This window comes from Synechococcus sp. UW69 (genome assembly GCF_900474185.1).
GTDB lineage: Bacteria > Cyanobacteriota > Cyanobacteriia > PCC-6307 > Cyanobiaceae > Parasynechococcus.
Map to the genome: position 1 here is coordinate 1 of NZ_UCNW01000014.1, position 10,568 is coordinate 10,568.

Sequence of the window (10,568 nt, forward strand, 5' to 3'; positions counted from 1 at the left end):
TCCTCAAGGGTCGCGTTGACGGCCTCGAGGCCCGTGTTGGCGAACTGGAAGCAACTCAGTTCTCCACCACCACCAAACTCACGGGCCAAGCCACCTGGGTGTTTGGAGCCAACCGCTTCAAGGGATCCGCCTCACGGCTTCGTTCCGAGAGCACCAAGATGTTCGGCGGAACGACGTTCAATTACGACCTTCAGCTGGGGTTGGCGACCTCTTTCAGCGGAAAGGATTTGTTGACCACGGTTTTGCGTGGCGGCAATTTCGACGGCGACGACAACGTCTTCGGCAGTGGTGGGCCGTCGGGTCTGGCAACGCTGGAAACAGCATTTCAGGAGGGTGATCGCCCCAATCTCGTGGCGATCGACAAACTGTTTTATTCCTTCCCGTTGGGTGATGACATCACCATCACAACGGGCCCGATTGTTGGCCAGGAAGACATGCTTGCGGTCTGGCCGAGCGTCTATCCCAGTGATCCGATTCTCGATGTGCTCACGGTGAATGGAGCTCCGGGGGCCTACAACAAAAACAAAGGTGCGGGTGTGGGCATCAGTTGGGCCCCGGAAAGCGGAGCCCGTGCGTCGGCCAATTACGTGGCTGCCAATGGTGCATCGAGCGACACTCGCACTGGCGGCTTCGCCACCGACAAGGCAGGGGGCACCGGCACGCTGCAGCTGGGTTGGGAGGGTGACAACTGGGGTGTGGCTGCGCTCTATTCCAAGGTTCAGAACGGTCAAGACCTGATCGTTTACGCCACACCCTTGGTCAAGGATCACGTCAGTGCCCGGGGTGTGACCCATGCCTATGCCCTTGGTGGTTTCTGGCAACCGCTGCAGACCGGCTGGCTTCCTTCGCTGTCGCTCGGTTGGGGCATCAATCAATCCGAGACCCAGTACAAAGGCCAGGTGAGCACGAGTCAGTCCTGGACGGTGGGGCTGGAGTGGAATGACGTCTTGATGGAGGGGAACAACGCCGGCATGGCTGTGGGCCAACCCGTCTTCGCGACGGATCTTCGTGGAGGTGACACCCCTGCCGATGGTCAGTTCATCTGGGAGTGGTGGTATCAGTTCCAGGTCACCGACAACATCAGCGTCACCCCTGCGCTGTTCTATCTCTCACGACCCATCGGTGAGTTCACACCCAATGGTTCAACGTTTCAACAACTGGGCGGCTTGATTAAAACCACCTTTGTCTTCTGAGCGGTGATGACAAGGGAATACAGAGGAATCACTCAATAACGACGTCTCACCGTTGAAACCGATTCACCTCCGGTCGAAGATCGCGTTGTAGTTGGTGCACAGACCAGACCTCACGCCAATGCTTCGGATTCAGGGGGATGCGCAGCTGCTCCGCTCATTGCTGCTTCATGCGGATAGGGCCTGCTCAGAGCGTATTGAGAAAAGATCTCAATCCGAGGCCCTTATTGAGAATGACTTGCAATATCGACAAGGTCTCTGTACTCTTGCGAGTAATTCTCATTCGCGTTAGTTCGTGACGACCTCCGCTTACCGCTTCCTTCCGGACGATCCGGCGGCACCCTTGTCGATGCCAAGGCTGCAGACCGTCTTGTTGGATCCTGCTGGCCGAGATCAGGCCACTGTTCTTGAAGTCTTGGAAGGCGTCTGTCGGGTGTATTGCCCTTGCGAAGAGACCGAGGGGATGACGTTGGCGTTTTTGCAGTCTGGCGACAGGCTCCGCACCGACCGCATGTGCAGCGAAGGTGCCTGCGTCGAAGCCTTAACGGCATTGAAGTTTCGTCGTGATTCAGTCTCCACGGACGAAATGGGTATCGATGCAGTGAATGAATGGACCTTGCAGCTCCTGCGTGTGCGTCATCTCGGTCAAGCAGAGCAGCGTCTTCATGCTCTTTTGGCCCTGCTGGTGAACCGACTCGGACTCCGTTGCAGCGACACCTATCAGCTTCCCTTTCGCCTCACCCACGATCGCTTTGGTGAACTGATTGGAGCAACACGTGTCACCACTACGCGTCTTCTTTCGAAGTGGCGTCAAGCTGATTTGGTTGCTATGGCACCTGGTGATGTCACGATGCGACTCTCTCCTGAACTCATCAACTCATCACCCCTGCAATTTTGAACGCCGTGAATGTGGATACATTCGGAGTTCTTGGAGACCTCTGCAAAGAAGCTGACTGGATATGGCAGCGCATGCAGTCAGCCAGTCGTTCCATTCAACGCTGTCAGCATCCGCGCCTCAAGGAGCGCCTTATCTCAGAGATATGCCTACATCGCAATCGATGTCTGGCAATACAGGATTCCTTGGCAAAGATCAAACATTATCTTGATCCTCAATCAGCTCAAAAACATTTACTGGAGGAGTTGCTCTTTCGATGTTTATCCCATAGGCTCTCGGTCAACCAAATCTATTGAATAAAAACTCTTGTCTTGTTTGAGGCCTACATAAAGTGTTGGCCTCAATTTTTTGTCTGCAATTTTCAGAATTCCGATCATGGTAAATAGTGTGCCTCTTGAGCTACATTTGACACCGCGACTAGCATGCAATGTTCATAATTAGTTGTCTGGTATGGCCATAATAAATGGGTCTTCCTTGGACGGGATCGACAGCCTCATTTAAATCCAATTTGTCGTTGGTGAATCGGCAAAATTGGGGAGGTTTATTGGATATGCCCAGCCTTATAGGCTGGGCTTTTCTTTAGGTTTGGATCCGTTTGAGTGGATGTGTATCACCTTTCGATCAATGATCAATGATCAATGATCATTTGTTTACTCACCATTTGAGCGATTTTTTAAATTTGAACAACGAGGCTATTTCCATCATGCTTGTTGGATCTCAGGTTTTGGAAGAATTCATTGATCACATTGAGCGAGATGACTTCGTTCGCTTGCGTTGGCTTAAACGCATCCGAGAGTCAGGCTTTGATCAAGCACTTTCAGAGTATAGAGAAAGTATGATTTGTTCCGAAACGCTTGAGACTAACATTTGCCAGATACATCAGGGTCAATGATTTGCTTGGTTGTATCTGATAGCACTTGGATCTGAAACAAGCTTCAAACTGGCTGGCAAAACTTCTGAGAAAATTATGGGGTGATTTGAATTGCATGGCTTTCACAATCTTCTTTGCAACGTCAACTGGTAAAACTGAAGACGTCGCTGATCGGCTGAAGGAGCTTCTCCCCGGAACTGAAGCGAAGGATGTCGACAACATTGACTCAATTGATGAGTTGGTCTCTGCCGAGTCGTTGATTTGCTGTGTTCCGACATGGAATACTGGTGCTGACGAGGCACGCTCTGGAACGGCTTGGGACGATTTGGTTCAAGAAATCCCAGACAAAGATTTTGCTGGGAAATCTGTAGCCATTGTCGGCTTGGGAGACTCTTCTGGCTATTCAGATTTCTTCTGTGATGCTATGGAAGAACTGTATACAGCATTTCTTCAATCTGGAGCTAAATTGATTGGTAAAGTACCTACTGAAGGCTATACCTATGATGATTCGAAAAGTGTGATTGATGGTAAGTTTTGCGGTCTCGCAATCGATGAAGACAATGAGTCGGAGTTAACAGACCAACGACTTCAAGCATGGGTTCAGCAAATCAATGCAGAGTCGTAAGTTTCGTATTTGAATTCAATCGAAAGCGCCCTCAAGGGCGCTTTTTTTAACGGTGTACCCAGTCCACTCGAACGTCCTTGCGCTGGTTGAGATACTTATCAATCGCCATCGCTGCAATGCACCCATCTGAACAAGCGACAACAGCCTGTTTGAAGGGAGTGTTGCGAATGTCGCCGATTGCCCAAACTCCTTCCACATCCGTCATCATGTCATTGTTGACACGAACTCCTCCATTGGCATTGATTGGTATTTGCTCTTGGAGGTAGTCGGTGATCGGTAATGAGCCAGTGGAGTAAACAAATGCACCTTGAACCAATATTTCTTGCGTATTATCCTGCCCAAAGGATTGCACCTTGACGCTGGACACTCCATTCTCGTCCCCCTCAATCGAGCTTAATCGTGTTCTTTTCCAATGCTTGACATTGCTGGAATCAAGTAATATCTGAACTTCAACTGAATTTATGTTTGGCTTGTTGTTGGTTACCCAATGTACTGTCGATGCGAACTTTGTTAGAACAAGTGCTTCATCGATTGCTTCTTGGTTTGATCCATAGACCACAACTTCTTGATTTTTGTAGAATGCTCCATCACAAGTTGCGCAGTAACTTACACCTCTGCCAAGAAACTCATTTTCCCCGGGTAGTGTCGATGCTCTTCCCATCGCACCTGTTGCTAGCACTAAGGTCTTGCCGACGAATGTTCCCTCCGGTGTGTAGACGATCTTTTCAGTATCCGACATAATGATTCCATAGACTTGGGCTTGTTTATATTCAGCCCCATAGCTGATTGCTTGATTTCTCATCGTTTTCAGGAGATCTTCTCCTGATGCATCACCTGCCACGCCAGGGTAGTTGGCAATTTTGTGTGTGATCGCTAGTGCTCCAACAGCTGGATTCTTATCCAGGATGATTGTTGATAAATTTGATCTTGCTGTATACAAAGCACAGGAACAACCTGCAGGTCCCCCACCGATGATTACAACATCTGCATTATTGATATCTGTCATGAGAATCTTTTGGTAATACTCAGATCTTGAATATTTTCAGAAGCTATGTCTGAACTTTTGTTGGGTACCATGTCGATAAAAGACTCAATCATTTTTGCGGTTTGGTTCCATTCAGTGAATGGGAAAAAATGCCGACCACTATTGATTCGTTGATAACAGTCACCTGGCTTTAAATGCTGCTGCCAGCGTTTGTAGCTGCATTGATCAATTACGAAATCCTTGCTGCCATTGATGATAAGAATTGGAATTTTGATTTGATCAAGATTTTCTATCTGAGTATGTCCGACAATTGATCCATTAACGAAATCATTGTCTAGGCACTTTGCCAAAAGCCTTGCGATTATGATTTGTACGTGATCGGCATGGGTGTCTATGAGGAGACGGCTTAAGTGGCTTAATATATGAAATCTTGAGCACGGTAATTGACTTCTCATCGCTTGATAGTGGGATGTCCATTGATTGCTTGATTGGGCATCTACAGACAACAATGAAACTGAGGAAACATTCTTCGGATATTTTTTTGCGTATAGATAGGCTACTGAACCACTTATCCCATGGCCTACAAGGTGAACTGGCTCAGAAGAATCCTCTACTGTTTGCTTTAAAAGGTCATGAATGATATCAACATCACATGATTCATCAGGGTCATGTTCGAATGACCATCGCTTAACACCATATTGTTGGCTTAAAACCTGCGCCGTACGTTTAAATAGACAATACAATGATGGTTGAAGATCAACCCAGATTATTTTACTTTTTTCCATGCGTTTCTATTTTAGTTATCCTCTTATACATCGACCTGCTCCCCTCCCCAGAATAAACAGATCACTGTATTCTTTATCACAAGTGGAGTTGTCACAGTTTTTTTGAATCGGGATAAGAAAGCAAAACTTTCCCTTGCTCTACTTGATGCCTTATTCTCTTAATTAATTTTTTTTCGATGGGATCAGCTTTAGCTTCGTAGTCAAGCATATCTCTAAAGATACTGTCGCTGATTTTGTTGAAACATGCGATGTGTAGATATTGCTCCACAAGACTTGATTTGTTTTTGTGCACTTCACCCATTCGTCTGCTCGATTAAATGAATACCTCTATCTTCACCAAAGCTCATCTTCACAATCTGTCTTTACGACTAAATCTGATGTTGCATATGCTACGCAAAGCAGTGTATAACCATTTTCCATTTGGTCGTCGTCGAGAAAACTCTGATCTGATTGGTCAATTGTTCCTTGAATGATTTTTCCCAGGCAAGTGCTGCATGCTCCCGCTCTACAGGAATAACTCATATCAATCCCAGCTTGCTCTGCTGCCTCAAGTACATATTCATCATCAGGACATTCAAAATGTTTTGTTCCATCAGGGAGTCTCAATTCAATTTTGAACGACGCCATTTTTCAAAATAAAATCCACTATAACTTTAGTATGCTTGTAGCTCGATTAAATTTTACCATGTTTATGTTTCATTGGTTACATGTATGGCTTCTCTTGAGTAGTGTCATTTTTGTTTAATTTAATGAGCCTTGCAATACTCTTGTTGGTATTTTTATGGAATAATTCAGCAAAGGCTATGACGTATTTTTTATATAAGCAAATTTTACAAATGGACAAGCAATCCCCAGAGAAGGTTTCTCATTATTTAGGACATGCAAGCGGTTGGCGGAAAAAACGCCTGAAGATTGCTATGGCCCTAAGAAATCAAGGATGGACTCACAAGCTAATTGCTGAGTATTTAGAGGTCTCACCCAAATCACTGATGCGCGACATTAAATGTTTTATTATCGATCCACAGGGATTACGGGCATCTTCGTGAAAAAGATGTCCGTAATTGATACTGTCTCTAGGAGTAATTTTTCTCTTATGCCTGAAGAGAGGCTGGTTTGTTATTCCCTTGATCCAGCTCGCTGTCGATGAGCAATAAGGCGGCAGCTTGATTATTTGCGAATTTGACTCGCCCCAGCATGTGTCCGAATTCATATTCAGATTGTGTTTGCATCTCTACCATTGGGTCTAGAAATACTGTTGTTCGTGTATCACTTACTCTCTCTGCCATGGAGTAAAGCTGTTGCAATGAGGCCGTCACATCAACCTCCATTTGAAATGCTGATGCCATGACATCGGCTGGTGATTCCCAGTTCTGCAAAGGAGCTTCAACGGTCTTCAGTTCAACGCTTTGCCCCCGAGCGATGATGTATTCGGCGAATTGTGCTGCATGCTCATGCTCACTGCTTGATTCGTCTCGGAAGAACCGAGAAAACCCCTTCAGTGTTCTTTCAGCAAACCAGATCGCTGCGGCGAAATATGAGGCGTGTGCCTGCCTTTCCATGTTGAGGTGGTCTTGGATGGCATTCAGAAGTTCAGGACTTATTGCTTCCGCGATTGCACGACCTGAGGGGCCAGTTTCAATAGAAGCTGAGGCATTTGAACGAGATGTTGAAAGCATTCCTCTTAAGCAATTGATCAAATGATACGCGCTGGCGAATCGAATTGCAGACAGCGTGTGTCATATGCACCAAGTTAAATGAGAGTCATTATCAAAAGATAGTCGCTGAATTGATATTTCTGACTATTTCCAGATTCCAAATCACCGCCAGCCAGCGTTGGCCATCACTTGTATTGCAGTTTTCTGTGTTGAACCAAGAGCACTTATTGATACATTGTCAGGCGTGAAACGACCAAATTTTTTCAATTCTTTTGATGTTCCAAACCCTTTTAAAGGATACTCATACGTTGGGCCTGCGATCAATCGAGTTCCTTGCGGAGATGAAAGGAACTCAATAAACGCAATCGCCTCTTTTTTGTTTTTAGCTGATTTTGCGACTCCAGCAGCACTGATATTCACATGCGCTGGATTTGGCATGATTAATTTTATGTTTGAAGTTAATTTCTGATCATTCTTTCCACTAGCTCCTGCTTGCATTCTCGCCAAGTAATAATGATTAACTAGAGCAACTCCACACTTTCCTTGCCCCACTGCGCGAATTAGTGAAACATCACCGGAGAAGTAAGGTTGGCTTACATTGCTGACCATCTGCTTGACCCATGCACTGGCTTTCGCTTGGCCTTTCAGAACAATTTGGTCGGCCACAAGCGACTGATTATATACGTTCTTCCGTTTACGTAGGCAAATTTTTCCTTTCAAGCCTGGATTTGATAAATCTGCGTAGGTCTTGATTGTATTTGGATTGACGATATTTGGATTGACAATAATTGCCCTGACGCGTCTTGTGAAACCAAACCATCGATTGGAAGGATCTCGAAAACGTGCCGGGACGTTTGATATCAGCTTTTGCGTCTTGACTGGTTGCAACAGGCCTGCTTGAGCAGCGTTGTTGACTCTTGCCGAGTCAACCAACAGAATGACATCTGCTTTTGAATTGGCTCCTTCTCTCTTAAGTCTTTCAACAAGTGAAATTCCTGTCGCTTCGATCAGTCTTACTTTGATTCCAGTTTGCTGGCTAAATTGTTTGAATGCTTTTCTATCAGTATTGTAGTGACGGCCTGAGTAAACTCTTACTTCTTTCGACTCTGCTGAAGGTATGGCGGCGAACGGGGCCACTAGTAGCAGGGTGGCAAGGAATTTGAGCATGTCTAGAATCACATACACCTCTATATTAGTTCGGTCACGTGAATTGTCAGCTTATATGAACGCAGCTTATGTAGCAAATGCTCTGTGCAACTCAATGTCGTTTTCTCTTTGATCGATGGAATTTATTACCCATCCATTGTTGCCTTTTGATGAAATACAAGATATTCAACAACGACTCCTGGCCCCTAACCTCCCTTGGCGCGATGGTCGTCTAACGGCGGGTGATCAGGCGTCGTTAGTCAAGAAGAATCATCAACTTGACCCAAATTCGGAGCTTACTCTTTCAATTACCAACCGAATATCAACAGCACTTACCAGCGATCCATTAATTAAGAGCTTTACGCTTGTTCGCAAGGTTCACAGCCTTCTGGTTTCTAGATCTGACTCTGGAGATGGTTATGGTTGGCATGTCGATAACCCTTTCTCTCGTTATGGCCGACGTGACCTGTCTTTTACAGTCTTTTTAAGTGATGAAGACTCCTACCAGGGAGGCTCCTTGTCAATTCAAAGTGGTGGAGATAAGACTACAGAATTTCGATTGTCTCCTGGCCAAGTTGTTGTCTATCCTTCCTCCCTTCTCCATTGTGTTCAACCTGTTATTGGTGGAACACGATTCGTTTGTGTTGGTTGGATTGAAAGCTATGTGAAGTCTGCGGAAGACCGTTCCTTGCTTTTTAATCTCGATGCTGGTGCTCGCGGATTGCTTGCCCGTCATGGTCGGTCTGATGAACTTGATTTGATTTTTCAAAGTTATACAAATGCTATCCGGCGCCTATCTTCCTGATTTGTATCTTTTGACCTTGCCAGCTGCGTCGTTAATGACTATTTCTGATTGAGATTTGGCATAATAGAATTTTGGGTCTGTTTATGGTCAAGCCATCCGCAATTTCTGTTTTTGCAGCTGCCACCTCGCTTCTCGTTGCCTCTGCAGCTGTTCCAGTTGTCCATGCTCAGAATGCTGGTGGACTTCAAGAATGGAACACCGACCAAGGTGTTGATGAAGAAAGCGTCATGGACTCCGATGCAGCAGCCTTAAAGAAAAAGGCAGAACAAGAGGATGTCTGTGTTCCCATCGGTGAGGGCGAGAACTGCTGGTGAATCTAATCTTGTGAGATTATTTGAGGGGCATTCGCCCCTCTTTTTTATGTAAAAAAAGCGCCCCGAGGGGCGCCAGTCTGTTGATCAAATGTGGATCAGAATTTGAAGGTCGTCTTGACGAGACCGCCAAACTTGTTGGCTCCATTCACTTGATGTTTGCCCTTTGCATCATCAACCCAGAACACAGCAGGTGTGATGGTGATGTTGTCGGTCACACGGAAGTCGTAATAACCTTCGATTGCAAAGTTCTGGTCGTCAGCCTTTTGCCCCTGAACTTCGGTGGCGTAGCTGGAGTAGGAACCAAAGCCAAGTCCCAGCTTGTTGCCTTCCATGAAGGCGTCATTCCAGTTCAGGCCAACCATCCAGCCCTTAACGGCTTCGGAGTTGCCGCGGTATTCACTATCAGCCCAACCGAAGTCAAGGCCCGCACTGATGGTGGGAATGAATCCGCTGTCTTCAGGTGACCAGTAGCCGCGAAGGCCAACGGCGTGGATGGGGTGAGCCAGATCCTTTGCCGTGGGTGTGGAGTAACCCATAGCCGCCTTGGCTTCTGTCTTGATCGTGCAGGTTTTCACACCCAGCTCGTCAGTTACACAAACCTTGTCCTGCTGAGCATTCTTCAGTGCGTAGAGCGCTGAAACATGCCACTTGCGGTTGCCGTAGCCAACTTGGCTGAGCAGGTATGCATCGGTGTCTTCACCGAACATTTGCTTTTTAGAACCGCTCTTCGCACCGTCACCACCGTCGGCAACGTAGTTCACAGCAATGTTGAAGGCTGCGTCACCAGGATCGACATCCTGACGCCACTGCACACCAAAGCCTTGGCCTGTGCTGGCACCCAGAACAGCGCCGTAACCACCCAGTTTGAATGCCTTGAGGATCGGCTTGTAACGGGTTGGCGTTTCGATCATGTAGTAGTTCTCGATCAACGCACCAACGGTGACCTTGAACTCGTTGCCGATCGGGAAGCTATACCAGAGCTTGTCCACCTTGATGTTGTTGTCACCGCTCTTGGCATCAGCCAGATAAGAGTCTGATTCGGTCCAGACGTTCTTCATGTTGCCCGTGCGAAGACGGGTGTACAAGCGATCCTTGCCGGTGAAGGAGGTGTCGAGGTTCAGCGTGTAGCGATAGGAGAAGCTGAATCCATCGCTCTCGCAGGAACCAGGCGATTTCTCGTTGCACTCGTCGCGATCGGCATACTTCACTGCGCCAGTGAAGAAGTCAGCCTGACCACGCAGTTTGGTGGTGGTGGAGAACTGGGTTGCTTCCAGTTCGCCAACACGGGCCTCGAGGC

General features: G+C 46.9%; 14 protein-coding genes. 7 read left to right on the top strand and 7 right to left on the bottom strand.

What is annotated here, in order from left to right:
- The 4 genes from DXY29_RS12795 to fldA all read left to right on the top strand — a co-directional run.
- The coding region (locus DXY29_RS12795) for an iron uptake porin (protein WP_115025442.1) at positions 1 to 1,193 on the top strand (1,193 nt) is incomplete at its 5' end.
- A 346-nt stretch (positions 1,194 to 1,539) separates the two neighbouring features.
- The gene (locus DXY29_RS12800; RefSeq protein ID WP_115025453.1) at positions 1,540 to 2,088 is read left to right on the top strand and encodes a Crp/Fnr family transcriptional regulator; all 549 of its coding nucleotides are present in this window, start codon (positions 1,540 to 1,542) and stop codon (positions 2,086 to 2,088) included.
- A 628-nt stretch (positions 2,089 to 2,716) separates the two neighbouring features.
- On the top strand, positions 2,717 to 2,977 hold the full coding sequence (locus tag DXY29_RS12805) for a hypothetical protein (RefSeq protein WP_115025443.1): 261 nt from the start codon (positions 2,717 to 2,719) through the stop codon (positions 2,975 to 2,977).
- A 94-nt stretch (positions 2,978 to 3,071) separates the two neighbouring features.
- The gene (fldA, locus tag DXY29_RS12810; RefSeq protein WP_115025444.1) at positions 3,072 to 3,581 is read left to right on the top strand and encodes a flavodoxin FldA; all 510 of its coding nucleotides are present in this window, start codon (positions 3,072 to 3,074) and stop codon (positions 3,579 to 3,581) included.
- 46 nt (positions 3,582 to 3,627) lie between these two features.
- Here fldA and DXY29_RS12815 read toward each other — a convergent pair whose 3' ends face one another.
- The 4 genes from DXY29_RS12815 to DXY29_RS12830 all read right to left on the bottom strand — a co-directional run bounded on the left by DXY29_RS12815 (position 3,628) and on the right by DXY29_RS12830 (position 5,978).
- The gene (locus DXY29_RS12815) at positions 3,628 to 4,587 is read right to left on the bottom strand and encodes an NAD(P)/FAD-dependent oxidoreductase (RefSeq protein ID WP_115025445.1); all 960 of its coding nucleotides are present in this window, start codon (positions 4,585 to 4,587) and stop codon (positions 3,628 to 3,630) included.
- Complete coding sequence (locus DXY29_RS12820; RefSeq protein WP_115025446.1) at positions 4,584 to 5,351, bottom strand: alpha/beta fold hydrolase; 768 nt, start codon at positions 5,349 to 5,351, stop codon at positions 4,584 to 4,586. Before DXY29_RS12820 ends, DXY29_RS12815 begins: the two co-directional genes overlap by 4 nt.
- A gap of 91 nt (positions 5,352 to 5,442) precedes the next feature.
- On the bottom strand, positions 5,443 to 5,652 hold the full coding sequence (locus tag DXY29_RS12825) for a hypothetical protein (RefSeq protein ID WP_115025447.1): 210 nt from the start codon (positions 5,650 to 5,652) through the stop codon (positions 5,443 to 5,445).
- 32 nt (positions 5,653 to 5,684) lie between these two features.
- Positions 5,685 to 5,978, bottom strand: a complete 294-nt coding sequence (locus DXY29_RS12830) for a 2Fe-2S iron-sulfur cluster-binding protein (protein WP_115025448.1) — start codon at positions 5,976 to 5,978, stop codon at positions 5,685 to 5,687.
- A 122-nt stretch (positions 5,979 to 6,100) separates the two neighbouring features.
- On the opposite strand from DXY29_RS12830, the gene DXY29_RS13155 reads away from it, so the two are divergent.
- Positions 6,101 to 6,397: a hypothetical protein gene (locus DXY29_RS13155; RefSeq protein ID WP_170952232.1), complete on the top strand. Its 297-nt coding sequence runs from the start codon at positions 6,101 to 6,103 to the stop codon at positions 6,395 to 6,397.
- A 45-nt stretch (positions 6,398 to 6,442) separates the two neighbouring features.
- Here the strand turns inward: DXY29_RS13155 and DXY29_RS12835 are convergent, their stop codons facing one another.
- The gene (locus tag DXY29_RS12835; protein WP_115025449.1) at positions 6,443 to 7,027 is read right to left on the bottom strand and encodes a ferritin; all 585 of its coding nucleotides are present in this window, start codon (positions 7,025 to 7,027) and stop codon (positions 6,443 to 6,445) included.
- Between the two features lie 141 nt (positions 7,028 to 7,168).
- Positions 7,169 to 8,173, bottom strand: coding sequence for an extracellular solute-binding protein (locus tag DXY29_RS12840; protein WP_115025454.1), 1,005 nt, complete (start codon positions 8,171 to 8,173; stop codon positions 7,169 to 7,171).
- Positions 8,174 to 8,288: 115 nt separating this feature from the next.
- Here DXY29_RS12840 and DXY29_RS12845 point away from each other — a divergent pair, with 115 nt between their 5' ends.
- Together DXY29_RS12845 and DXY29_RS12850 are read left to right on the top strand one after the other, a co-directional pair.
- Positions 8,289 to 8,957 carry a Fe2+-dependent dioxygenase gene (locus DXY29_RS12845; protein WP_115025450.1) on the top strand — a complete coding sequence of 223 codons (669 nt, stop codon included), beginning with the start codon at positions 8,289 to 8,291 and terminating at the stop codon, positions 8,955 to 8,957.
- Between the two features lie 83 nt (positions 8,958 to 9,040).
- The gene (locus tag DXY29_RS12850) at positions 9,041 to 9,271 is read left to right on the top strand and encodes a hypothetical protein (RefSeq protein WP_115025451.1); all 231 of its coding nucleotides are present in this window, start codon (positions 9,041 to 9,043) and stop codon (positions 9,269 to 9,271) included.
- Between the two features lie 95 nt (positions 9,272 to 9,366).
- On the opposite strand, the gene DXY29_RS12855 is transcribed toward DXY29_RS12850, so the two are convergent.
- Positions 9,367 to 10,568: iron uptake porin (locus DXY29_RS12855; protein ID WP_115025452.1), on the bottom strand; the 1,202-nt coding region annotated here is incomplete at its 5' end.

Bases quoted from the DNA above. Each gene is read 5' to 3' on its own strand.
- DXY29_RS12805 (WP_115025443.1), top strand. From the start codon at position 2,717: ATGATCAATGATCATTTGTTTACTCACCATTTGAGCGATTTTTTAAAT.
- DXY29_RS12845 (WP_115025450.1), top strand. From the start codon at position 8,289: ATGGAATTTATTACCCATCCATTGTTGCCTTTTGATGAAATACAAGAT.
- fldA (WP_115025444.1), top strand. From the start codon at position 3,072: ATGGCTTTCACAATCTTCTTTGCAACGTCAACTGGTAAAACTGAAGAC.
- DXY29_RS12835 (WP_115025449.1), bottom strand. From the start codon at position 7,027: ATGCTTTCAACATCTCGTTCAAATGCCTCAGCTTCTATTGAAACTGGC.
- DXY29_RS12800 (WP_115025453.1), top strand. From the start codon at position 1,540: ATGCCAAGGCTGCAGACCGTCTTGTTGGATCCTGCTGGCCGAGATCAG.
- DXY29_RS12850 (WP_115025451.1), top strand. From the start codon at position 9,041: ATGGTCAAGCCATCCGCAATTTCTGTTTTTGCAGCTGCCACCTCGCTT.
- DXY29_RS12840 (WP_115025454.1), bottom strand. From the start codon at position 8,173: ATGCTCAAATTCCTTGCCACCCTGCTACTAGTGGCCCCGTTCGCCGCC.
- DXY29_RS13155 (WP_170952232.1), top strand. From the start codon at position 6,101: ATGAGCCTTGCAATACTCTTGTTGGTATTTTTATGGAATAATTCAGCA.
- DXY29_RS12820 (WP_115025446.1), bottom strand. From the start codon at position 5,351: ATGGAAAAAAGTAAAATAATCTGGGTTGATCTTCAACCATCATTGTAT.
- DXY29_RS12825 (WP_115025447.1), bottom strand. From the start codon at position 5,652: ATGGGTGAAGTGCACAAAAACAAATCAAGTCTTGTGGAGCAATATCTA.
- DXY29_RS12830 (WP_115025448.1), bottom strand. From the start codon at position 5,978: ATGGCGTCGTTCAAAATTGAATTGAGACTCCCTGATGGAACAAAACAT.
- DXY29_RS12815 (WP_115025445.1), bottom strand. From the start codon at position 4,587: ATGACAGATATCAATAATGCAGATGTTGTAATCATCGGTGGGGGACCT.